Here is a 23,231-nt window from a genome sequence, read left to right as displayed (position 1 = left end):
GCATAGCGAATCATGAAATTTAAATCTGCCATTAAGCCGTACCGCGCCGCCGCTGGCGGTTGGGGCTCACTGGAAGCCACCACCCGCTTTGTCCTGGACAGCAAACAGGCGCTGAAAAATATCCGCAATTTGATGCGCGTCAATAAAAGCAAAGGGTTCGACTGCCCCGGCTGTGCCTGGGGAGATGACAACAGCAGTACCTTCAGCTTTTGTGAAAACGGTGCCAAGGCGGTCAGTTGGGAAGCCACCCGCAAAGCCGCCGGGCCGGACTTTTTCGCTGAACACAGCGTCAATACATTACGCCGCCAGAGCGATTATTTCCTTGAATATCAAGGCAGGCTGACTCACCCGCTGCGTTACGACCAGGATCGCGACCATTACGTGCCGATAAGCTGGGACGATGCCTTCGCGCTTATCGCCAGCCATATCCGCACACTGGAACACCCTAACCAGATGGAACTCTATACCTCCGGTCGGGCCAGTAATGAAGCCTCTTACCTGTATCAACTGTTCGGCCGCATGGCGGGTACCAATAATTTCCCCGACTGCTCCAATATGTGTCATGAAGCCAGCGGTACCGGACTCAAGCAAAGTATTGGCGTCGGTAAAGGCACGGTACGATTAGCGGACTTCGAACACGCCGACGCCATTTTCGTCTTCGGTCAGAACCCCGGAACCAATCATCCCCGCATGCTGCACAGCTTGCGGCATGCCGCCGATCGCGGTGCGCATATCGTGGCGTTTAACACCTTGCGCGAACGGGGTCTGGAACGTTTCGCTAACCCGCAAAACCCGCTGGAATTGCTGACGCCACTGTCCGGCACCATCAGCGAAACCTACCTGCAACCCCATCTGGGCGGCGACATGGCGGCAGTACGCGGCATGGTAAAAGCGCTGCTGGAAGCCCATCGTCAACGTCTGGACGCAGGCGATACCGGGCTGTTCGATCAGGCCTTCATTGATAAGCATACCGACGGCGTCAACGCCTATCTGCAACAGGTGGATGCCACCTCGTGGGATAAAATCGTCCAGCAGTCCGGGCTGAGTGAGGCGCAAATCCGCTATGTCGCCGACATTTACCGGCGCTCTGAGCGGGTGATCTGCACCTGGGCGATGGGGGTGACTCAACACCGTCACTCGGTCGCCACAGTGCGGGAAATCGTCAACCTGCAACTGTTGTTTGGTCAGCTCGGCAAGCCGGGGGCAGGTCTATGCCCGGTGCGCGGCCATAGCAATGTGCAGGGCAACCGTACCATGGGGATTGACGAAAAACCGTCTGATGCACTGCTCGACAGTCTGGCGCGTCACTTCGGTTTTACCCCGCCGCGCGGCCACGGCCACAATACGGTGCAGGCGCTGGAGGCGATGCTGCGTGATGAGGTGCGGGTCTTAATCGCGCTGGGCGGCAATCTGGCCGCCGCCGCACCGGATACCGAGCGCACCGCGCAGGCGCTTAGCCGCTGCGAACTGGCGGTGTATATCAGCACCAAACTCAACCGCAGCCACCTGATTACCGCACAGCGTGAGACGTTGATTCTGCCGACGCTGGGGCGCACCGAACGGGATATGCAAGCCAGTGGCCCGCAATTCGTCACCGTCGAGGATTCGTTTAGCATGGTGCATGCCTCTGAGGGGATAAGCCCACCGTTGTCGGACCAACAGCGATCGGAAACCGCCATCGTGGCGGGGATCGCCCACGCTGTACTCGGCAACGAGCACCTCGACTGGCTGGCGCTGGCGGCCGACTACAACCTGATCCGCGATCACATCGCCGCCACCCTGCCGGGTTTCGCTGACTTCAATCAGCGCTGCGCCGAACCGGGGGGGTTCTGGTTGGGTAACGCCGCCGCCGACTACCGCTTCAACACCGCCACCGGTAAAGCCGGTTTCAGCGCCGCCGCCTTACCCGACAGCGTGGTGCCGGTATACGGCGATACCCCGGCACCGTTTACCCTGCAAACACTGCGTTCCCACGACCAGTACAACACCACGATTTACGGGTTGGATGACCGTTATCGCGGCGTGTACGGCCAGCGTGACGTGCTGTTTATGCACCCGGAGGACATCGCCGCGCTGGGTCTACAAGACGGTGACCGGGTGGATATCGAAACCCTATGGCATGACCAGATCGCGCGTAAAGTCAGCGGTTTCCGGCTGGTCAGCTATAACATCCCACGCGGTAATCTGGCGGCGTACTATCCAGAAACCAATCCGCTGGTACCGTTATCCAGCTACGGCGACGGCACCTTCACCCCGACATCAAAATCCGTGCCGGTACGCATTACCCCCAGTGCCGACACCACGCTGCAACGCATCGCCTGATACCCCTGGCCGGGTGGGTTCTTTTCACGCCCGGCTTAATCCATCATGCTATCCACGACGGGTGTCATACTGATGCCCGTAGACTCCGACAACAGATTGTTTAATCGTTATTTGCAACCGTGCCATACTCAAGTAAGATTAACTGAGAAGATGTCATCATTGTTGGTCCCAAGGAGATAAAACATGTTGAAGGCAACCCGTAGGTATCTTCGTGCCGCCGGCAGCATTTTAGATCTGATGCCAGCGACAGACTATCTGGCAGATATCAACAAGCAAAGTGATGCGCAGAGAATGGCCAGCGATTTTCAAGCCATAGGTGATGACCTAAGAGTAGCGATGAATGCATACGGAAGAAGAAAAGGAATTGAGTCAGGGATTGCAAAACGCTGACACACAGAACAGGGAAAATGAAGAAGCACAGGCGCTTGCCGAAAAGGTTGAGTCTACGCTGATTGAAAACCCGGTATTCCTTGAACGCTTGCTGGCCAGGCCACAGATTCAAGCCATCGTTTCATCCACATTTTTTCGCGGACCGCTCCCCCCTCCAGAAATGCTGAAAGAGTACGATGACATCGTGCCCAACGGCGCTGAAAGGATCATGGCCAAAAGCGAGCGGGAGCAAGCGCATCGCCATCGTATCACTGAAAAAGGCCTCGACGGCGAGATAAGCAGAGACAAACGTGGGCAATGGATGGCATTTGCCATTACCATGACGATTCTGGCGATCGCGACCTTTTTTGCCTGGAAAGGCGAAATGGTGTTTGCCGGTACGTTAATCACGCTTGATTTAATCGGGCTGGCGTCGGTATTTGTTATCGGACGATATCGTCCTTCCAACAACAACGAATAATCCACCAGCCTCCCCCGATACGCAGTTCGAACACGTCGGCATTGTACAGGCTGTTCATTGCAGCAACGCTTGCCGCCAGCGGCCGATTCGCGTAAAACTGTCTGCCGCTAAAGCCACTATTAACCGCAATTCTGGACGCTATGTTTCAAGATAACCCGCTGCTTGCGCAGCTTAAACAGCAACTCCACTCTCAGACGCCACGAGCGGAAGGTATCGTCAAAGCCACCGACAAAGGATTTGGTTTTCTTGAAGCCGACGCGCAGAAGAGCTACTTCATCCCGCCGCCGCACATGAAAAAAGTAATGCACGGCGACCGCATCATCGTCACGCTGCATACCGAAAAAGAACGCGAAATCGCGGAACCGGAATCGCTGGTGGAACCGTTTCTGACCCGCTTTGTCGGCCGGGTACAGAAAAAAGATGACCGTTTGTCTATCGTGCCGGATCATCCGTTGCTGAAAGACGCCATTCCCTGCCGCCCGGCGCGTGGCGTCGAGCAGGACTTTAAAGAAGGCGATTGGGCAGTCGCGGAAATGCGCCGTCATCCGTTGAAAGGCGATCGTGGTTTCTTTGCTGACCTGACCCAGTACATTACTACCGGTGATGACCCGCTGGCCCCCTGGTGGGTGACGCTGTCGCGCCATAATCTGGAACGCGAAGCACCGAACGCCGACGCCGCCGATCTCGATGACAATGCGCTTGAGCGTGAAGACCTGACCGGGCTGGACTTTGTCACTATCGACAGCGCCAGCACCGAAGACATGGATGACGCCTTGTACGTGCAGGACAACGGCGACGGTACGCTGGAGATGACAGTGGCCATCGCCGACCCGACCGCTTACGTGCGAGCCGATAGCGAGCTGGACGCCATTGCCCGTCAACGCGCGTTTACCAACTACTTGCCCGGCTTCAATATTCCGATGCTGCCGCGCCACTTGTCAGACGACATCTGCTCGCTGCGCCCGAACGAACGCCGCCCGGTGCTGGCCTGCCGCATGACCGTCGGCGCTGATGGCGCACTGAGCCAGATTCGCTTCTTTGCCGCCTGGATCGAATCACGCGCCAAGCTGGTATACGACGAAGTATCGGACTGGCTGGAACAACGTGGCGACTGGCAGCCGCAGAGCGATAACATCGCCAGCCAAATCCGTCTGTTGCATCGCGTTTGTCAGGCGCGCAGTGCCTGGCGTTCCACCCATGCGCTGGTGTTCCGCGATCGCCCGGATTATCGCTTCTTGTTAGGCGAGAAAGGCGAAGTGCTGGATATCGTTACCGAGCCGCGTCGTATCGCTAACCGCATCGTGGAAGAGGCGATGATCGCCGCCAACGTCTGTGCGGCACAGGTGCTGCGCGACACATTAGGTTTCGGCATTTACAACGTCCACACCGGCTTCGATCCGGTCAGCATTGACCAGGCGGTCGCCGTGCTGGAGAGCAACGGGATTCATGCCGAAGCTCAGCAACTGCTGACGTTGGAAGGCTTCTGTATCCTGCGTCGTGAACTGGACGCCCAACCGACCCAGTTCCTCGATAGCCGTATCCGTCGTTTCCAGACATTCGCGGAAATCAGCACCGCTCCCGGTCCACACTTTGGCCTGGGTCTGGAGGCTTACGCCACCTGGACGTCACCAATTCGTAAATACGGCGATATGGTTAACCATCGTCTGCTCAAGGCCGTCATCACCCATACCGCGGCAGACAAACCGCAGGATGAGGTCACGCAGCAGTTGGCTGAACGTCGTCGTCTTAACCGTATGGCAGAACGTGACGTCAGTGACTGGTTGTACGCCCGTTTCCTGAAAGACAAAGCCGGTACCGACACCCGCTTTACCGCCGAGATTATGGATGTCAATCGTGGTGGCTTGCGTGTACGTCTGCTGGAAAACGGGGCTTCCGCCTTCATTCCCGCCTCGTTTATCCACGCGGTACGCGACGAGCTGGTCTGCAGTCAGGAGACCGGCATCGTGACGGTGAAAGGCGAACCCGTCTATCGCCAAAGCGATACCCTGACGGTGGTATTAACCGAAGTGCGGCTTGAAACGCGCAGCATTATCGCCAAACCCGCTGCCTAATCCGCGTCCGTATAACGCCACCCCGCCGGGTGGCGTTTTTTTATCGTCGGGAGCACGCCCCGCCCCCTGTAACCGAGAGCAACCTGAAGGAGAGGTGAACATGAAAAGAATCACACTGGGAACAAGCACCCTATCAGTCCCGAATATTGCGCTGGGTTGTATGCGGCTGGCGGGCAAGACACAGCAGGAAGCTGCCACGGTGTTGCAAACGGCGCTTGATGCCGGTATCGATTTCTTTGACCATGCCGATATCTACGGCGGTGGCCGTTCCGAAGAGATGTTTGCCGCCGCAGCGCGTCAGGCGGGCATCACCCGTGACCAGGTGCTGCTGCAAAGCAAATGCGGCATCCGCCCCGGCTTTTTCGATTTCTCCAAAGCGCACATTATTGCGTCGGTCGAAGGGAGCCTGAAACGCCTGAACACGGATTACCTCGACACCCTGCTGCTGCACCGCCCAGATACGCTGTGCGAGCCGGATGAAGTCGCCGCCGCCTTTGACGCGTTAGAAACCAGCGGTAAGGTGCGCTATTTTGGCGTCAGCAATCAGCACCCGTTGCAGGTTGAACTACTGAAAAGCGCGGTGCGCCAGCCGCTGCTGACTAACCAGTTGCAGCTGAGCATTATGCACACGCCCATGATTGACGCGGGTTTCAACGTCAATATGACCCATGCGCCGTCACTGCACCATGACGGCATGGTATTGGAATACAGTCGTTTGCAGAAAATGACCATTCAGGCCTGGTCACCCTTCCAGTATGGCTTTTTTGACGGCGTATTCGTGGATAACGATAAATTCCCGCAGCTCAATGCCACGCTAACACATATCGCCAGCGAGCACGGCGTATCTACCACCGCGCTCGCGGCGGCCTGGCTCCTGCGTCATCCGGCCAGCATGCAGGTGATTGTCGGCAGCATGGACCCACAGCGCCTGCAAGACATCGCCACCGCCTCTGAACTGCGCGTCAGCCGCGAAGAGTGGTATGAAATTTACCGTGCGGCCGGTAACACGCTGCCCTGACCTGCCTTTAGCGCGCCTTTACCGTGCCTTGCCCGGCTCCCGCCGGGCTTGCCGCACCGGGCCATTCACCGCCCCCTCGCCCCGTTTCTCTCTGAACGAAAATACAGATAAATACTTTATTCATAACAAAAATATATCTTTGCTCACATTTTTATCTTGTTATGACCACGCTGATTAATCGCTGCACTATGGTTATTTATTGATATCACAATATTTCCTGTTATCCCGCTGTGGATACGATTCGGGTATTGCTGGTGTCTTGCCGTATTCGTTACGCCAAGAGGTACTTTGACAGGGTGCCAGGATTATCGACGACCGGGAATCATAACCAGTCAGGAGTCAGTGAGATGAAAACGATCAAGAGCGTGTCTATCTGGATAGCTATTGCTATAGCAGGCGCTGTGGCGTTCGCCATGCTGGCGCTGAGTCAGGGAGAGCATGTGAACGCCGTCTGGCTGGTCATCGCCGCCGTCGCGTGCTACAGCATTGCCTACCGCTTTTATAGCTTGTTTATTGCGCGTCGGGTGTTTGAACTGGATGACCGCCGTTTAACTCCGGCGGAGCGTCACAACGATGGGTTGGATTACGTTCCTACCAACAAGTGGGTGTTATTCGGCCACCACTTTGCCGCTATCGCCGGTGCAGGCCCGCTGGTGGGGCCGATTCTGGCCGCACAGATGGGCTTTCTGCCGGGGACGCTGTGGATTTTAATCGGGGTGATGCTGGCAGGTGCCGTGCAGGACTTTCTGGTGCTGTTCATCTCCACGCGTCGTGATGGCCGCTCATTAGGCGAAATGGCGCGTCAGGAATTAGGGTCGTTCGCCGGGGTCGTCACCATGCTGGGCGCACTGGGCGTGATGATCATCATCCTGTCGGCGCTGGCTCTGGTGGTGGTTAAAGCGTTAACCAACAGCCCATGGGGGGTCTTCACCATTGCGGCTACGATCCCGATCGCGCTATTTATGGGGGTCTACATGCGCTTTCTGCGACCGGGTAAGATTGCCGAGGTGTCGCTGATAGGCTTTGTGCTGATGATGATGGCGATTGTCTACGGTGGAGACATTGCCGTGCATCCTTACTGGGGGCCGTTTTTTACCCTGAAAGGCACCACCCTGACCTGGGTACTGGTGATTTACGGATTCGTGGCCTCGGTACTGCCAGTCTGGCTGCTGCTCGCCCCACGCGACTACCTGTCCACCTTCCTGAAGGTCGGTGTCATCATCGGGCTGGCGATCGGCATCCTGTTTGCCATGCCTGAACTGAAAATGCCTGCGGTTTCACGCTTTATTGACGGCAGTGGGCCGGTATTCGCTGGTAGCCTGTTCCCGTTCCTGTTTATTACCATCGCCTGCGGTTCTATTTCCGGCTTCCATGCACTGGTATCCAGCGGTACCACGCCCAAGCTGGTTGAGCGCGAAAGCCACATTCGTTTCATCGGCTACGGCGCGATGCTGATGGAATCTTTCGTGGCCATTATGGCGCTGATTTGTGCCTCGGTGATCGACCCCGGTGTGTATTTCGCCATGAACGCACCCGCCGCGCTGATCGGCACCACAGTAGAAAACGCCGCTCAGGTGATCAGCGGATGGGGCTTTGTCATCACACCGGCTGATCTTAGCAGCATCGCCAAAGACGTCGGTGAAGCCTCGATTCTGTCACGCGCCGGTGGCGCACCAACGTTTGCCGTCGGCATGGCGCATATCATTACCGACATCTTCAATAGCCGGGCCATGATGGCCTTCTGGTATCACTTCGCCATTCTGTTCGAAGCGCTGTTTATCCTGACCGCCGTTGACGCCGGTACCCGCGCCTGCCGCTTCATGGTACAGGATCTGGCGGGGTTGGTGGTGCCGGGGATGGGGAAAAGTCACTCCTGGCTGGGTAACATGGCGGGTACCACCGTGGCGGTTTCTGGCTGGGGCTTCTTCGTCTATCAGGGGGTGATCGACCCATTGGGCGGTATCAACACCTTGTGGCCGCTGTTTGGTATTGGTAACCAGATGCTGGCCTCAATGGCGCTGATCCTCGGCACGGTCGTGTTGTTCAAGATGAAAAAACAGCGTTACGCCTGGGTGACGATACTGCCTACCGCCTGGCTGTTCATCACCTCGATGACCGCAGGCTGGCAGAAGATTTTCCACGAAAAACCCAGTATCGGTTTTCTGGCGCAGGCTAAACGTTTCTCGACAGGTATCGAGTCCGGCACCCTGATAGCACCGGCAAAAAACATGCAGGATATGGCAACCATCGTGTTTAGCAACCAGATCAACGCCATCCTGTGCGGCTTCTTTATGCTGGTGGCGGTCACCATGCTGGTCGCCGCGTTCTTCGCCATCCGGCGTGCATTACACAGTCACAGCCCCACCACGCACGAGACCACAGCCGCCTGGCGGCAGGAGGCGCATAACAACTGATCCCTTCGGAACGTGTCTTCAGGGATCACACACCGCTCACGCCTCTTGTCAGAGGGCGTGAGCGCCATGTCGTGAAGCGTTATTTAGTGATGTGCGGCCTGTTGCGATTGTTCTTGCTCCGGCGTTCCCTCTTGTTCCGCTACCGTACCATCGCCACCTTTGACCTGTTTTGACCACATCGCGGTGATGATCGGTACCAGAACCGACGTCACAATCACCGACGTCGCCACCAGTGTTGTGGCCGCCGGTGCCACCGGTTTAAACGCCGGAACCATTTCCGCAATCAGTACCGGCGTCGCCACCGCCGCCCCTGCCGAACTGGAAGCAGCAATCCCCGCGGTACCGTCTCCCCCGCCCAGCACCTTGTCCGCCACCATCAGCGGGATACCGGTAATGATGATCACCGCGACACCTAGCATGACGCCAAGCAGCCCGGTCTGACCGATAACGCTTAAATCAATGGTATTGCCCAGCGCGAAAGCAAAAAAAGGAATGAGCGTCTGCACCGAACGGCTAAAAAATTCACGCAATTCCGGATCCAGATTCCCCAGTACAAACCCCACCAGAAACGGCAATACCGCACCGACAAAGACATGCGGCTCAAACGAGGCAATACCGGCGGTACCGAGGATCACCATCGTCATCAGAGGGCCAGACTCCAGCGACATCAGCACGAACGCGCCGGATTCTTCTTTGGTGCCATATTGCTGCATGATGGACGCATACAACCCGCCATTGGTCATGTCCATCGCTGCCACCAGCGCCAGAGTGGATAACCCGGCAAAAAAGCCGGCCTCAACCCCATGCTCCGGCAACAGACGTGACGCAACTGCGGCCACCACCCAGGCTACGGCAATTTTCGTTACCACCAGCGTGCCGGATTTACGCAATACCGTTCCGGTGGCACTCAGCCGAATCGATGCCCCCATGCAGAAAAACCACACCGCCAGAATCGGCACCGTGCCGCTGATCAAACCGTTGGTAAACGACCCGAAATACTTGCCAGCACCCGGCGCAAAGGTATGACACAACGCGCCAAGAAACAGCGGCACCAGCATCATGCCACCCGGAATCTTTTCAATAGAACGTTTGATATGCATAGGATTCATTGCCTGAAAAAAGGGACAGAAACCATGAGCAAGACAGACATATCATCATGATCTGCACCTACCGCCTGGACTGCGCATGCATGAGGTGATGACGCCTGTTCAGCCCACCCGAAGCAGAGCCGTGTCACATCCCTGAACTACATCGCCACCCTTGAGCCAGCATTGGCGATATAGAAAATCGGCAATGAAGATGCGTCGATGATGAAGAAAACAGCCGGGAGGACACACACCCCACACTTCTCAGTGCTGAAGGTAGTCGTTTACTGATGAGAGAAAAGTGATCTTTTGCAAACAAATAAAACGATGTTTCTATTTTAGAGGATCGTTATTTTGTTTATTTCGCAATGGAGAAAATGCTACCGACTCCTCCATTACGTGAGGTAGAAAAAACCGGGTGGCAACCAGCGCGTGACGGCTGGCTCCCTTGCGAATCACTGCCCGTAGTAAGCGTTCTTGCCGTGTTTACGCAGGTAATGCTTATCCAGCAATGTGGATTGCATTGGTTCCAATGTTGGGGTCAGTTGGCGCGAGAAAATCCCCATGTAAGCAATTTCTTCCAGTACCACGGCATTGTGCACCGCGTTATGCGCATCCGTTCCCCAGGCAAACGGGCCATGGGCATTGACCAGCACCGCTGGAATATCCTGTGGTGACAAGCCGCGTTCACGAAACGTCTCGACAATGACCTGCCCGGTTTCCCACTCATAACGCCCATTGATTTCCACCTCGGTCATCAATCGGGTGCAGGGAATCGGCCCATAAAAATAGTCGGCGTGGGTGGTCCCCCACGGCGGTAAATCTTTGCCAGCCTGTGACCAGATAGTGGCATGGCGCGAGTGAGTATGGACAATTCCGCCCAACGATGAGAAAGCCAGATATAACACGCGGTGGGTATCGGTATCAGACGAGGGTTTACACTGCCCTTCCACCACCCGGCCGCTTTCCAGTTCAACGACGACCATGTCTTGGGCGGTCATCACGTCGTACTCGACACCCGAGGGTTTAATCACCATCAGACCGCGCTCACGATCCACCGCGCTTACGTTTCCCCAGGTGAAGGTCACCAGTTGATGCCGGGGTAAAGCCAGATTAGCTTCAAGCACCTGAATTTTAAGTTCTTCCAACATCATCCGCCCTCCTGTGTGGTTTGCCCTATTCTCACGTTGGGCTACCGGCACAGGTATGGGCTGAATGGCTGAAAAGCAGGCTGTGTTCTGCTGGGAAGACGAGAAAGGGATCACGCCGACACCGAACGCGTGCCAGAAAGCAGGTCGTATTGTCACCATCGCCGCCAGACTACTGTGAATTAAGAGTTTTTCACCTGTTACGCCCCCTGCCGATAATTATACTGACAGCCAGATAGACACAGCACGTCACGGCAAGTCATCACGCACTGTCATAACGCCCCTTGCCACGACAATAACATTGTTCATGGCCGTGATAACGCACTGCCGTGAAAGGTGAACAACCGGAGAAGAACCATGCAAATCAATAAAAAATTCACAACTGCCGTTCTGGCTATGGTGATCGTCAGCACACTGGCAGGGTGTGCAGGTATGAATAAACGGCAACGGAATACCGCCATCGGTGCGGGTATTGGCGCAGTCGGCGGCGCGGTATTAACCAACGGCAGCGCACTCGGCACGGTTGGTGGTGCAGCGGTAGGCGGCATCATCGGTCACCAGACGACGCGATAGCCCCCCGCTCAACACACAGGCTCCCAAGGGAGCCTGTGTGTTTTTATACTGCTATGTTCATACTGCTATTTTCATGCTGTTATCGATGCCTGTCGCGGCACAGGGTCAGTTACCCTCCAGCCAGCTTGACCTTCATCCCTTTGGCTTCCAGCAACTGCTTGAGCTGATCGCGTTTGTCGCCCTGAATTTCGATCACCCCGTCTTTGACCGAGCCGCCACAACCGCACTTCTTTTTCAGCTCAGCTGCCAATACGTCCAGTGCCGTGTCATCCAGATCGATACCGGTAATCAGGCAAACGCCCTTACCTTTGCGCCCACTGGTCTGGCGTTGAATGCGCACAATACCGTCCCCTTTCGGACGGGCCGCTTTCTGCTCGGGTTCATCAATACGCCCGGTTTCGGTGGAGTACACCAACCGACTGTTATCGTCGCGCATTATTTCTCTCCCAGCGAAGCCAAAATCGTTTTCAGGGTCAGAGCCGGATCGGCAGACTGGGTAATAGGACGGCCGATCACCATATAATCAACGCCAGCGTGTTGTGCCTGCTGTGGTGTCATAATCCGACGCTGATCGCCAGCATCGCTGCCCGCCGGGCGAATACCTGGGGTCACCAGCCGGAAATCCGCACCGCACACCTGCTTGAGCCGCACGGCTTCATGGGCAGAGCAAACCACCCCATCCAGACCGCACTGCTGGGTCAACCGCGCCAGTTTTTCTGCCTGCTCGGCCGGTGAGAGCGTAATCCCCAGTCCCTGCAAGTCGGCGTCATCCATGCTGGTCAGTACCGTCACCGCAATCAGTAACGGCGCGTCGCTACCAAACGGCACCAGCGCCTCACGGGCAGCCGTCATCATACGAGCCCCGCCGCAGGCATGGACATTCACCATCCATACGCCCAACTCTGCCGCAGCGGCTACGGCTCTGGCCGTGGTATTGGGAATATCATGAAACTTAAGATCGAGAAACACCTCAAAACCACGCTGTTGCAAATCGTTGACCAGTTGCGGCCCGAACAGCGTGAACATCTCTTTGCCGACCTTCAGCCGACAGTCACGCGGATCGATACGGTCGACAAACGCATAGGCGGCATGTTGATCGGCGTAATCCAGCGCCACAATAATCGGTGAGCCTGAAGCCGTGATATGCGGAGGCGTCGTATTCGAAGAGATGATTGGGCTGTTCACTGGTATGCTCCCGTCGTTAAGCCTGAGTGAGTGAATCATTTATGGCGCGCATTCTACCCGCCCCTGCTCCTAAATGCCAAACCGCGCCGATGCTTAACCCAGCGTAGCGCTTACAGTGCATTAGTATGTTGTAACTAAGAGGCATAATACAGGAAGAAGGAAATGACGGGGTAACGTGGCGGCCCGTTCTGGCAGCGCGGGGATAGCGGTTGGGGAACAGAATGGCCGGACGACTTATTCCCCGTCCAGCCCACGAATCGGTTTAACACTGGCCCAGGTGCGGCAGGAAGGACAATGCCAGTAGAGTGATTGCGAGGTAAAACCGCATTTATGGCAACGATAGCGTGGCTTGGCCTGAATTTGTTCGCCAACCATATTACGCAGCACCAGCAGGCTTTCTTTGGCCCGGCCATCTTCCGCTTCACGCAAATGGTAGTCGATCAACCGATGGAACACCCGCATCGTGGGATGGCGCTGCAACTGGCGCGTGACGTAAGTCTGTGCCGACTCGGTGCTTTCATACTGTTCCAGCACGTCAGCCATCATCAGGTCTGCCGTGGAGCCGCTTTTCTCTTCAACACAACGACGCAGAAATGCCGCCCACCCTTCAGGTTGTTGCAGGTGACGGTAGCACTCCTGCAACATCGGCAGAGTTTCACTGACCAGTTCGGTATCCTGCTCCAGAACCTGCTGCAGTAATGTGACAGCCTGAGTGTAATTCTGCTGCGCCATATAAATGCGCCCCAGCATGATGGATACGCGCGCACATTGACTATCCGCCGCTGATGCCTTTTTCAACATCGCCAGGGCTTTATCAAGATCATCGCTACCCATCGCCTGTAGCGCCTGTTCACAATAGAAGTGAGCGATTTCACTGCGAAATTGCGTTTTGCCCAATTTCACCAGTTTTTCAGCGGTGTCGATAGCGTTTGGCCAGTCGCTGGTAGACTGATGGATCTGCAGCAGTTGCTGCAAGGCGCTGACGCGAAAGTCCTCTTCATCCACCAGTTGCTTAAAAATCTCTTCGGCGCGGTCGTACAACCCCGCCACCATGTAGTCACGCCCCAGTTGTTGTACCGCCAGCAGGCGTTGTTCAAAACTGAGGGACGCGCTTTCGGTGAGCGCCTGATGGATACGAATAGCCCTGTCGACTTCGCCACGCGAGCGAAACAGGTTGCCTAGCGTCAGGTGAGCCTCAAAGGTATTGCTGTCATCTTTGAGCATGTCGAGAAACAACTCGACCGCTTTATCCTGCTGGTTAGACAGCAGAAAGTTCACCCCGGTGACATAATCGCGCGACAGGCGATTGGTTTCGTCCTGTTTGTCCTGCTGTGCACTCCTGCGCCCCATATACCAGCCATAGGCGGCGGCAACCGGCAGCAACAGAAACAGCAGTTCTAGCATGGGGGCGATCCTTAGTGGGTAGCGGACTCAGCGGAGGTCGCACCGCTGGCGCTCTCCGGGGCAGACAGTTGCTGCTCAAGACGTTTGATTTTACGTTGTTCCCGCCCTAGCGCAATGCGCAGGCGCAGATAAAACAGGCCGCAGATCACCCAGCCGAGCGCGAAACCAGCGGCGAACAGCGTTGCCAGCAACGTCGACAAGCGGTATTCCCCCTGAGCCAGCAGGTAGTTAAAAGTAATCACCTGATCGTTATGCGCTCCCAGCGTGATCGATACGATAAATACCGCCAGCACAAGAAAAAAAATCAGCATATATTTCACGTTCGCTTCCTGTGATATCGCCTTAAACGGATGAATTATGCCAAATTTCGGCAGTGAACCCTATTAACTTAACATTTCCTCAGCGGAGGGGGAACGCTAACGGGGGCCGTGAAAGGAAAAACGGGGGGATGACCGACAACACACTACCGACACACCAACGGCGGCGGCGACAGGCAATCTGCGAAGCCGCCTTGCTATTACTCGTATCCATCGGCATTAGCATCACCGGCATCTGTATCCGCCGGTTGTGGGTATCCAGGTCATGGATACCCACGTCGCCATACCCGACCAACCGATCGCTTTATCAGGCATCATTATCAGGCATCATCGGATGTTCGGGCGGGCTTGCTGATGATACCGTGCAGCTGTTTTGGATGGGGCGGCCGCCAACAGTGGCGCACACCAACGCTGCGCCAGCGAGAGCGCCACCAGTGAAACCACGGCACTTATCAACGTAGCGGCGGCCACGTCCTGCGGCCAGTGCATCCCCAGCAACAAGCGGCTGGCGATCACACTATTGGCCCACAGTACGATGAGGGAAACCACCAGATAATGACGCCGCGTCCACAATAATCCCACCGCCAGCAACGCCCAGGTGGCGGCAAACACGGTATGCCCCGACGGGAAGGAGTAATCCGCCTGTTCCTGCCAATGCTGGCGCTGCCACGGCGGCAATGGTGAGACTTGCTGAAGCTGTTGTTCCAGTAAGCTGGCGCGCTCGCTGGCAGGTAATGAGTAAAAATAGCGCTCATCCACCTGATGCGCTTGTTCGAGCCAGACCACAAACGGCCGGGCTTCCTGCGTCAGATTTTTCGTTACGGATTTCACCCCCTGCCCCAGCACGATGCTGGCAAACAGGATAGCCAGCAGCGTCAACGTCGGGCGCAGAGGTAGTCGAAGCAGCCACAAAAACCAGGCCGACAGCACCACACTGGTCAGAATTCCCCACGGGGCTGATACTGTCTGTGTCATCCAGAATAACGGCTTGAGCCACCATCCTGACACGGCTGGCTGCCAGTGCCATCCCGTGATCCAGACCAAAATAGGCAACACCATCAACGATATTGTGCCAATTACGGTGCGTCTGGCGAGGTCGTACATTACTTCTCCCTATAATTCAGCAGGATATTAGAACAAAATTTTTACATTTTTATCAAAAAATAGGACATCGGTTTTCAGTATGACGTAAACTATCTGTCAGTTCTGTCAACGACACCACGATTATCCCGAATCATTCAGTCACTGATAACAAAGCGGGTGACTATCCGCCGTCGGCACGTAGCCCGGCGGGGGCGATACGAGATTCCCTTCCTGCCTGGAGCGGGAATTTATCATTTATGCGTTGGAGAGTAACATGCAGCTAAAACGGGTGGCGGAAGCCAAACTACCCACTCCGTGGGGCGATTTCCTGATGGTGGGATTCGAGGAAACAGCAACCGGGCGCGATCACCTGGCGTTAGTATTCGGTGATATTTCCGGTCCCGAACCGGTACTGGCGCGAGTACACTCTGAATGTCTGACGGGTGATGCATTGTTTAGCCTGCGTTGTGATTGCGGCTTTCAGTTGGAAGCAGCACTCAATCACATTGCCGAAGAAGGGCGCGGCATTCTGCTGTATCACCGTCAGGAAGGACGTAATATCGGTCTGTTGAATAAGATCCGAGCTTATGCGCTACAGGATCAAGGTGCTGACACCGTGGAAGCGAACCACCAGTTGGGCTTCGCCGCCGACGAGCGTGATTTCACACTGTGTGCGGATATGTTCAAGCTACTGAACGTGGAAGCGGTGCGTCTTTTGACCAACAACCCGAAAAAAGTCACCATCCTGACCGAAGCGGGCATCAACATCGTGGAACGTGTGCCGCTCATCGTCGGCCGCAATCCGAAAAACGAGCATTATCTGGCCACCAAGGCCGCCAAAATGGGCCACTTGCTGGACAGCAAATAACCCCCGCCTTCATTGTCACACCAGGCGGTTACCGCCTGGTGTGCTATCGACAATCAATGATCACCCAATCAATGATCACCAATCAATGTTTGACGATATAAATATCCTTGCTGTAAAAATCCCCTTTCAGGTCAGGTTTAAACCCACCCACATACGGCTTCACCATCTGGCTACGCACGTAATAATAAATCGGGATCAACGGCATCTGCTGTTGCAGGATAGTTTCCGCCTGATGATAGAGCGCATTGCGCGCCTCCAGCGACGACGCCATCACCGCTTTATCCAACACCTCGTCGTACGCCTTGTCAGTAAACTTGCCGGTGTTATTGCTGTCGTTGGCACGCAGGGTGTCAAAATAGGTGGAAGGTTCATTATAGTCAGCCCCCCAGGAGTTCCTCACCACCTCAAAGTTACCAGTGCGTGAGGTGTCCAGCAGCGTTTTCCACTCCTGATTCAGCAATGTCGCCTCCGCGCCGAGGTTCTGCTTCCACATTGAGGCGGCGGCAATGGCAATCTTTTGATGGGATTCTGACGTGTTATACAACAACTGGAATTTCAGCGGATGGCTTGCATCGTAACCCGCTTCTTTCAGCAGTTTTTTCGCTTCAGCGTTACGCTGCTGCTGCGTCCAGCTCGCCCATTCCGGCTGATTACTCGTATAGCCAGCCATGCCGCGCGGCACGTAGTTATACGCCGGTACCTGGCCCTGCCCCAGCACCTTGTCGGCAATCACGCTCTTATCGAGCGCCAGGTCCAGCGCGCGTCTGACCCGTGGGTCATTAAACGGCGGTTTTTGGGTATTGAAGCGATAAATATAGGTCGAGAGATACGGCGTAACCTTCACTTCGTTCGGCAATTCCTGTTGCAGGGATTTAAACAACTGGTTGGGCATGGTGTACGTTGTATCGACTTCCCCCGCTTTATAGCGGTTGACTTCGGCCGTATTGGAGACGATGACCAGATAGGTCACTTTGTTCAATACCGTGTGCGCGTTATCCCAATAGTTAACGTTACGTTTAGCGGTGATACGCTCGTTGACGACCCACTCAGTCGGCACAAACGGTCCGCTGCCGACAAAATTGCTCGTCTGGGTCCATTTGTCGCCAAATTTCTCGATTGCTGCCTTCGGCACGGTCACCATCACATAGTGGTCGACCATCGGCAGGAAATAAGACAACGGTTGATCCAGCGTAACCTGTACCGTTTGTTTATCCAGCGCCTTAATGCCCAGTTCCTGTGGACTCTTCTTACCCGCGATAATGTCGTTGGCATTCAGCACGTGCATACTGCCGAGGTAACTTTGATACGGCGACAAGGTTTTGGGGTCTATCAAACGCTGCCAGCTAAACACCACATCGTCAGCGGTAATCGGACTACCGTCCGACCATTTCAGCCCCGGGCGCAGGTGGAACGTCCAAACCTGATTGTCTTTATTTTCCCAGCGATCCGCCAAACCGGGTGCCACCGTGCCGTCATCGTGTACCGACACCAGCTTTTCAAAAAAATCGTGAACCAGGTTCCCTTCAACGTCACTTTCTACTTTATGCGGGTCCAGCGACGCGGGCTCGGACCCATTGGCACGCACCAGTTCCTGTTTATCGGCCAATTGTACACCCGCCGGTACCTCCGCCGCCTGTACTGAAACCGCCGCAACACTCAACACCCCAAAAATGGATGCCAGCCAACCCTTGTCTATCGTCATTCTCTGCTCCTCTGCATCACGGTCTTATTTCCATTTACCGTGGTATAACGACCGTTACCCCACGACTTGAATTATTCAGGTGCAATAATTTTATGTTATGAATCATGGCATTAAACCATCAACCACTAATACTGTATCCGTGAGAACAGTACAAGCGCGCAACGCACAATTCCTGTAGTGCAACGACTCGTGCCACCACAATGGCAAAAATCAGCCCATAGCGAGGGCATAACACGCAGGCAGGAGGACAGATACCGTTCAGGCGTCAAGCACGCGACGAATAACGTAGTGCAGGATGCCATCATGGCGAAAATAGGTCAGTTCGGTGTGGGTATCGATGCGGCAACGAGTCTGAATAATCAGAGACTCGCCATTTGGTCGGGTGAGCGTCACCATGACCGTCGCCCCCGGCTTCACATTTGCCAGATCACGGATATCAATCCGTTCGTCACCGGTCAGGCTCAGGGTCTGACGGTTTTCACCGTTCAGGAACTCCAGTGGCAGAATGCCCATGCCTATCAAATTGGAACGGTGAATTCGCTCGAACGACTCGGCAATCACCACCCGCACGCCCAGCAAGCGTGGACCTTTGGCAGCCCAGTCCCGGCTGGATCCCGAGCCATACTCCTTACCCGCAATCACCACTAGCGGTATGTGCTGTTCACGATAGCGTACCGCCGCATCATAGATCGTTGTGACCGTCTGCGACGGCACATGCCGGGTGAAACCACCCTCTTTGCCCAGCACCATGTCGTTACGAATACGCACATTGGCAAACGTGCCGCGCATCATCACCTCATGGTTGCCACGCCGCGCACCGTAAGCGTTGAACGCCGACGGTATGACACCGTGTTCCTGCAGGTAACGACCGGCCGGACTATCGGGCCGAATATTGCCTGCCGGCGAGATATGATCGGTGGTGACCGAGTCGCCCAATATCGCCAGAATATGTGCGCCACAGATATCCTGCATCGGCGCGGGCGTTTTTGGCATGTCGTCAAAAAAAGGAGTACGCCGAATATAGGTGGAATCCGCCGGCCAATGGTAGGTTGGCCCCTCACCTGTTTCAATGGCCTGCCACTCAGGCGTGCCGTCAAATACCGACGCGTAAGCCTTGCTGAATAGCCTGGCGCTGACCACCTGTAGCGTATCCGCCACCGTATCGGCAGTGGGCCAGATATCGCGCAGATAAACCGCCCGCCCCTGCGCGTCTTCGCCCAGCGGGTCGCAGGTCAGGTCCAACGTCATGTTCCCGGCCAGCGCGTAGGCCACCACCAGCGGCGGCGAAGCCAACCAATTGGTTTTTACCAGTGGATGAATCCGTCCTTCAAAATTACGGTTGCCAGACAACACTGCCGCTACAGTGATGTCGTTATCGCGAATGGCGCTTTCGATAGCATCGGGCAGCGGACCGGAATTACCGATGCAGGTGGTGCAACCATACCCCACCAGGTGAAAACCCAACTGCATCAGTGGTTCGGTCAACCCAGCCAGTTCCAGATAGTCTGAAACCACACGGGAACCGGGGGCCAGCGAGGTTTTCACCCAAGGTTTAACCTTCAACCCACGTATGACGGCATTACGCGCCAACAACCCTGCTGCGATCATCACACTCGGGTTAGACGTATTGGTGCAAGAGGTGATGGCCGCAATCACCACCGCTCCCTGCACCATTGGCGTCGACTCACACTTTTCCGTCGCTGTTGCTGCCCTGTTTTCCGTCGCCAGCTCGAGCTCCAGACTGGCGTTGAACGCACTCGGCACCCCGGCCAACGACACGCGATCCTGCGGCCGTTTAGGGCCGGCCAGACTGGTTTCAACGCTCGCCATATCCAGTTCCAGCACACTGCTGAAGCGCGGCTCATCGCCTGGATGACGCCACAGTCCCTGCGCACGGCAATACGCTTCCACCAGCGCGACTTGTTCATCGCCACGGTTGGTTAGCCGCAGGTAATCTAGCGTGATGTTGTCGATCGGGAAAAAACCACAGGTCGCGCCATACTCTGGTGCCATGTTGGCCAACGTGGCGCGATCCGCCAGCGGCAGATGGTCGAGACCATCACCGAAAAACTCAACAAATTTGCCCACCACGCCGTGCTGGCGCAACATCTGGGTCACAGTCAACACCAGATCGGTGGCGGTGATCCCCTCGCCCAATTTGCCCACCAGCCGTACCCCGACCACATCGGGGATCAGCATTGAGACCGACTGTCCCAGCATCGCCGCTTCCGCTTCGATACCGCCAACGCCCCAGCCCAGCACACCCAGCCCGTTGATCATCGTGGTGTGCGAATCGGTGCCGATCACCGTATCCGGGTAAGCCAGCAGAACATCATTCTGCTGACTGTGCCAGACCACCTTTGCCAGGTATTCCAGATTGACCTGATGGCAAATACCGGTGCCCGGCGGCACCACCCGAAAATGCTGGAAAGCGCTCTGTCCCCAGCGTAGGAAGGCGTAACGCTCATGATTACGGTCCATCTCCAGGCGGATATTTTCTTCCAGCGCGCGTTTATTGCCGAAATGATCCACCGTAACCGAATGGTCGATGACCAGATCCACCGGCGTCATCGGACTCACCCAGCTAACCTGCCCGCCTAGTCGCTGCACCGCATCGCGCATCGCAGCCAGATCCACTACCGCCGGCACACCAGTAAAATCCTGCATCAACACTCTGGCAGGATGAAAGGTGATTTCGCGATCCGCATGGCCGTCACGCTGCCAGTCTGCCAGCGCTTGCAGGTCGGCATCCTGTACCGTGTCACCGTCCAGATGTCGCAGAAGATTCTCCAGCAGAATCTTCTGCGACTTGGGTAGCCTGTCAAGGTTCCCCAGCCATTGGGCCGCCAGCGGTAAACTCCAGTATTGATAAGTGCGCTTGTGGACGGTAAGTGTAGCGAGACAAGCATCACTATAGGATTGAGATAACATGGTTCCTCCCCGACAGGCAACGGCCCTGCGGACTCACGTCAATGAACGCCATGCGGACATGGCTGCAGATGTGTCAGATGGCTAAAAACCGTCGGCGTTGCATTGTCCTATAGTGACAGGCATCACCTATTTAAAGATAACACAAACCACCTTTAACGCGTTTTTAACACACCGGGTTGTAAGATAAACCACACATCAGGGTGAACATTCCCTCATTGCAACCGATAACAATAAGAAGAAGAGGACTTTCTGTAGACTAACGAATATTGGGAAAAGGAGACCACCCGGCAGTGCGTTGATTTCATAGCACTCTTATCTTGAGATGCCGCGCACAGCCTGATTCTGTGATTTATAGCAATATGAATTTACATGATCGTGTGAAAACGCTTACGTTGTTAACACTATGCTCTGATAGGACATGCTCTGATAGAACATGTTTTGATACAACGGGCTCTGACACGATATACCTGACACTACAACTCACCGCAAAGACGTTTACTGAAGGAATGGCGAATGAAACTCTATTACAAACCGGGAAGTTGCTCACTGTTTCCTCATATCATCCTGCATGAGACCCGGGCCAAGTTCACACTGGTGAATGTCGACCTGCGTACCAAGAGAACCGAGCAGGATGGCGACTACCTGCAGATCAACCCCAAAGGAATGGTCCCGGCGCTGGCATTGGATGACGGAACGATTCTGACGGAAAATATTGCTATCGCCCTGTATCTGGCAGACAAAGCACCGCAATATAACCTGATAGCGCCGTCCAGCACCATTCATCACTACCGCGCCATTGAATGGCTGGCCTATATTTCCACGGAATTGCACAAATCATTTACGCCGCTGTTCCGCCCCGGTACGCCAGAACTGTACAAAGATTTGCTGAAAAGCTATCTGGAACAGCGCTTTCGTTACCTGAATCAGGTACTCAGCGAACACGATTATCTGGTCGGTAACCGGTTCGGCGTCGCCGATGCTTACCTGTTCACCATTTCTCGCTGGGCACATGACCTGAAGTTTAACCTGCTTCAATTCCCTGCGTTGGTGGCGTATCTGGAGCGTGTATCCGGGCGACCGGCGGTAGAAAAAGCACTGACGGCGGAAGGGCTTGAAGTAAAATTCTGACAAATCAGAATGATGGAATGCATACTGCGCTTACCGCAGTAACAACAACGGGGCTTGATGCCCCGTTATTTTATGGTGTGCCTGTCACGGCCGGTTTTACCCACGACCAATTTAGCAACTAAAGACGAACAGCCTGGAAATGGTGACGCGGCTGTACGATGCCATCTTGCGCTGCCACCAGTTGCAGTTCGTACTGTTCCATTTCTTTGGTGACCAGCATCACTTCGTAGACAGCCGCGGTGGTATGTTCCAGCGCTTTTTCCGGCGCGACGCCTTTTAGCAGATTCACCAGTAACAAACCGCTGGTCAGGTCACCGACCCCCACAGGTTGGCGCGGCCCAAAATCCACCAGCGGGCGCTGGATATGCCAGGCTTCTTTCGGGGTGACCAGCAACATTTCAAAACTGTCTTTGCTGGCGGCCGCACGGCTTAAGTGTTTAACCAGCACCAGTTGCGGCCCGCGCTGACACAGTTCACGACTGGCCTGCACAGCTTCTTCTACCGTATGGATCGTTCGCCCACTCAGCAATTCCAGCTCCGGCAGGTTGGGGGCAATCATGTCACTTGCCTGTAGTGACTGGTTACAGTGAAAATCCGTCACACCCGCTGGTACAATGCAGCCTTTTTCCGGCGTACCCATCACCGGGTCACAGAAATAAATGGCACGTGGATTCGCCGCCTTTACCCGGCGCACCACCTCCAGAATATGCCCGCCCTGCTCTGGTGAGCCAATATACCCACTCAGTACCGCGTCGCAGTCCTTCAAATGATCAATATTACTGATGCCCTGAGCAATCTCGGTCAGGTGTTCAGCGGGCATAACACAGCCTGTCCATTGACCATATTGCGTGTGGTTGGAGAATTGCACGGTATTCAGCGGCCAGACATTGACACCCATCCGACGCATGGGGAACTCCGCCGCGCTGTTGCCGGCATGACCGAAAACCACGTGAGACTGAATCGACAGTATGTTTTTCATGAAAGTGACTACCTTTGCCTGCTCAAATGCGATGTGTTTGTTTTTATATACTGCTGGTTATTAAACCGTTTCTTATCGAACAGCGTCATGCTGTTATCCCGCCCGCCACGGTATGGCTGATACGGTATAGCTGATACGGTATAGCTGATACG

General features: G+C 55.4%; 19 protein-coding genes. 9 read left to right on the top strand and 10 right to left on the bottom strand.

The window, feature by feature from the left end; all coding sequences use genetic code 11:
• Window positions 1-12 precede the first annotated feature (12 nt).
• From DD586_RS08440 to DD586_RS08415, 6 genes are all read left to right on the top strand, one after another.
• Window positions 13-2,322, top strand: coding sequence for an FdhF/YdeP family oxidoreductase (locus DD586_RS08440; protein ID WP_012884389.1), 2,310 nt, complete (start codon window positions 13-15; stop codon window positions 2,320-2,322).
• A gap of 183 nt (window positions 2,323-2,505) precedes the next feature.
• The gene (locus DD586_RS08435; protein ID WP_012884388.1) at window positions 2,506-2,712 is read left to right on the top strand and encodes a hypothetical protein; all 207 of its coding nucleotides are present in this window, start codon (window positions 2,506-2,508) and stop codon (window positions 2,710-2,712) included.
• The gene (locus DD586_RS08430; RefSeq protein WP_019845792.1) at window positions 2,699-3,172 is read left to right on the top strand and encodes a DUF2335 domain-containing protein; all 474 of its coding nucleotides are present in this window, start codon (window positions 2,699-2,701) and stop codon (window positions 3,170-3,172) included. The genes DD586_RS08435 and DD586_RS08430 overlap by 14 nt, the downstream gene beginning before the upstream one ends.
• A gap of 140 nt (window positions 3,173-3,312) precedes the next feature.
• Window positions 3,313-5,244 carry an exoribonuclease II gene (locus DD586_RS08425; protein WP_012884386.1) on the top strand — a complete coding sequence of 644 codons (1,932 nt, stop codon included), beginning with the start codon at window positions 3,313-3,315 and terminating at the stop codon, window positions 5,242-5,244.
• A 100-nt stretch (window positions 5,245-5,344) separates the two neighbouring features.
• A complete protein-coding gene (locus tag DD586_RS08420) occupies window positions 5,345-6,262 on the top strand; it encodes an aldo/keto reductase (protein ID WP_012884385.1) in 918 nt (305 codons plus the stop codon).
• Window positions 6,263-6,609: 347 nt separating this feature from the next.
• On the top strand, window positions 6,610-8,676 hold the full coding sequence (locus DD586_RS08415; protein WP_012884384.1) for a carbon starvation CstA family protein: 2,067 nt from the start codon (window positions 6,610-6,612) through the stop codon (window positions 8,674-8,676).
• Window positions 8,677-8,759: 83 nt separating this feature from the next.
• Here the strand turns inward: DD586_RS08415 and kdgT are convergent, their stop codons facing one another.
• Window positions 8,760-9,776, bottom strand: a complete 1,017-nt coding sequence (kdgT, locus tag DD586_RS08410; protein WP_012884383.1) for a 2-keto-3-deoxygluconate transporter — start codon at window positions 9,774-9,776, stop codon at window positions 8,760-8,762.
• 440 nt (window positions 9,777-10,216) lie between these two features.
• On the bottom strand, window positions 10,217-10,912 hold the full coding sequence (araD, locus tag DD586_RS08405) for an L-ribulose-5-phosphate 4-epimerase (RefSeq protein ID WP_041164869.1): 696 nt from the start codon (window positions 10,910-10,912) through the stop codon (window positions 10,217-10,219).
• A gap of 354 nt (window positions 10,913-11,266) precedes the next feature.
• Here araD and osmB point away from each other — a divergent pair, with 354 nt between their 5' ends.
• The gene (gene osmB, locus DD586_RS08400) at window positions 11,267-11,482 is read left to right on the top strand and encodes an osmotically-inducible lipoprotein OsmB (protein WP_012884381.1); all 216 of its coding nucleotides are present in this window, start codon (window positions 11,267-11,269) and stop codon (window positions 11,480-11,482) included.
• 109 nt (window positions 11,483-11,591) lie between these two features.
• On the opposite strand, the gene yciH is transcribed toward osmB, so the two are convergent.
• The 5 genes from yciH to pgpB form a co-directional block, all read right to left on the bottom strand.
• Entirely contained in the window at window positions 11,592-11,918 is a 327-nt protein-coding gene (gene yciH / locus DD586_RS08395) for a stress response translation initiation inhibitor YciH (RefSeq protein WP_012884380.1), read from the bottom strand.
• The gene (gene pyrF, locus DD586_RS08390; protein WP_012884379.1) at window positions 11,918-12,667 is read right to left on the bottom strand and encodes an orotidine-5'-phosphate decarboxylase; all 750 of its coding nucleotides are present in this window, start codon (window positions 12,665-12,667) and stop codon (window positions 11,918-11,920) included. Before pyrF ends, yciH begins: the two co-directional genes overlap by 1 nt.
• A 234-nt stretch (window positions 12,668-12,901) precedes the next feature.
• On the bottom strand, window positions 12,902-14,071 hold the full coding sequence (gene lapB / locus DD586_RS08385) for a lipopolysaccharide assembly protein LapB (protein WP_012884378.1): 1,170 nt from the start codon (window positions 14,069-14,071) through the stop codon (window positions 12,902-12,904).
• Window positions 14,072-14,082: 11 nt separating this feature from the next.
• Complete coding sequence (locus tag DD586_RS08380; protein WP_012884377.1) at window positions 14,083-14,391, bottom strand: LapA family protein; 309 nt, start codon at window positions 14,389-14,391, stop codon at window positions 14,083-14,085.
• Between the two features lie 324 nt (window positions 14,392-14,715).
• The gene (gene pgpB, locus DD586_RS08375; protein ID WP_012884376.1) at window positions 14,716-15,492 is read right to left on the bottom strand and encodes a phosphatidylglycerophosphatase B; all 777 of its coding nucleotides are present in this window, start codon (window positions 15,490-15,492) and stop codon (window positions 14,716-14,718) included.
• Between the two features lie 253 nt (window positions 15,493-15,745).
• Between pgpB and ribA the strand changes: the two genes are divergently transcribed.
• A complete protein-coding gene (ribA, locus tag DD586_RS08370) occupies window positions 15,746-16,339 on the top strand; it encodes a GTP cyclohydrolase II (protein ID WP_012884375.1) in 594 nt (197 codons plus the stop codon).
• A gap of 82 nt (window positions 16,340-16,421) precedes the next feature.
• Here the strand turns inward: ribA and DD586_RS08365 are convergent, their stop codons facing one another.
• Both DD586_RS08365 and acnA read right to left on the bottom strand, forming a co-directional pair.
• The gene (locus DD586_RS08365) at window positions 16,422-18,041 is read right to left on the bottom strand and encodes an ABC transporter substrate-binding protein (RefSeq protein WP_012884374.1); all 1,620 of its coding nucleotides are present in this window, start codon (window positions 18,039-18,041) and stop codon (window positions 16,422-16,424) included.
• Between the two features lie 258 nt (window positions 18,042-18,299).
• Complete coding sequence (gene acnA, locus DD586_RS08360; protein WP_012884373.1) at window positions 18,300-20,972, bottom strand: aconitate hydratase AcnA; 2,673 nt, start codon at window positions 20,970-20,972, stop codon at window positions 18,300-18,302.
• 513 nt (window positions 20,973-21,485) lie between these two features.
• Between acnA and gstA the strand changes: the two genes are divergently transcribed.
• Window positions 21,486-22,100, top strand: coding sequence for a glutathione transferase GstA (gene gstA, locus DD586_RS08355; protein ID WP_012884372.1), 615 nt, complete (start codon window positions 21,486-21,488; stop codon window positions 22,098-22,100).
• A 118-nt stretch (window positions 22,101-22,218) separates the two neighbouring features.
• On the opposite strand, the gene pdxY is transcribed toward gstA, so the two are convergent.
• Entirely contained in the window at window positions 22,219-23,079 is an 861-nt protein-coding gene (gene pdxY, locus DD586_RS08350; RefSeq protein WP_012884371.1) for a pyridoxal kinase PdxY, read from the bottom strand.
• Between the last annotated feature and the right edge of the window lie 152 nt (window positions 23,080-23,231).

The sequence above is a fragment of the Dickeya parazeae Ech586 genome (assembly GCF_000025065.1).
In the GTDB taxonomy this organism is placed as follows: domain Bacteria; phylum Pseudomonadota; class Gammaproteobacteria; order Enterobacterales; family Enterobacteriaceae; genus Dickeya; species Dickeya zeae.
Note: the sequence above shows the minus strand (reverse complement) of the source record. Positions and strands in the feature narration are given on the sequence as shown.

What these genes read in the sequence shown, in the direction of transcription:
- DD586_RS08440 (WP_012884389.1), top strand. Translation starts at nt 13, where the DNA reads ATGAAATTTAAATCTGCCATTAAGCCGTACCGCGCCGCCGCTGGCGGT.
- DD586_RS08435 (WP_012884388.1), top strand. Translation starts at nt 2,506, where the DNA reads ATGTTGAAGGCAACCCGTAGGTATCTTCGTGCCGCCGGCAGCATTTTA.
- DD586_RS08425 (WP_012884386.1), top strand. Translation starts at nt 3,313, where the DNA reads ATGTTTCAAGATAACCCGCTGCTTGCGCAGCTTAAACAGCAACTCCAC.
- DD586_RS08420 (WP_012884385.1), top strand. Translation starts at nt 5,345, where the DNA reads ATGAAAAGAATCACACTGGGAACAAGCACCCTATCAGTCCCGAATATT.
- DD586_RS08415 (WP_012884384.1), top strand. Translation starts at nt 6,610, where the DNA reads ATGAAAACGATCAAGAGCGTGTCTATCTGGATAGCTATTGCTATAGCA.
- kdgT (WP_012884383.1), bottom strand. Translation starts at nt 9,776, where the DNA reads ATGCATATCAAACGTTCTATTGAAAAGATTCCGGGTGGCATGATGCTG.
- araD (WP_041164869.1), bottom strand. Translation starts at nt 10,912, where the DNA reads ATGTTGGAAGAACTTAAAATTCAGGTGCTTGAAGCTAATCTGGCTTTA.
- osmB (WP_012884381.1), top strand. Translation starts at nt 11,267, where the DNA reads ATGCAAATCAATAAAAAATTCACAACTGCCGTTCTGGCTATGGTGATC.
- yciH (WP_012884380.1), bottom strand. Translation starts at nt 11,918, where the DNA reads ATGCGCGACGATAACAGTCGGTTGGTGTACTCCACCGAAACCGGGCGT.
- lapB (WP_012884378.1), bottom strand. Translation starts at nt 14,071, where the DNA reads ATGCTAGAACTGCTGTTTCTGTTGCTGCCGGTTGCCGCCGCCTATGGC.
- pgpB (WP_012884376.1), bottom strand. Translation starts at nt 15,492, where the DNA reads ATGTACGACCTCGCCAGACGCACCGTAATTGGCACAATATCGTTGATG.
- ribA (WP_012884375.1), top strand. Translation starts at nt 15,746, where the DNA reads ATGCAGCTAAAACGGGTGGCGGAAGCCAAACTACCCACTCCGTGGGGC.
- DD586_RS08365 (WP_012884374.1), bottom strand. Translation starts at nt 18,041, where the DNA reads ATGACGATAGACAAGGGTTGGCTGGCATCCATTTTTGGGGTGTTGAGT.
- acnA (WP_012884373.1), bottom strand. Translation starts at nt 20,972, where the DNA reads ATGTTATCTCAATCCTATAGTGATGCTTGTCTCGCTACACTTACCGTC.
- gstA (WP_012884372.1), top strand. Translation starts at nt 21,486, where the DNA reads ATGAAACTCTATTACAAACCGGGAAGTTGCTCACTGTTTCCTCATATC.
- pdxY (WP_012884371.1), bottom strand. Translation starts at nt 23,079, where the DNA reads ATGAAAAACATACTGTCGATTCAGTCTCACGTGGTTTTCGGTCATGCC.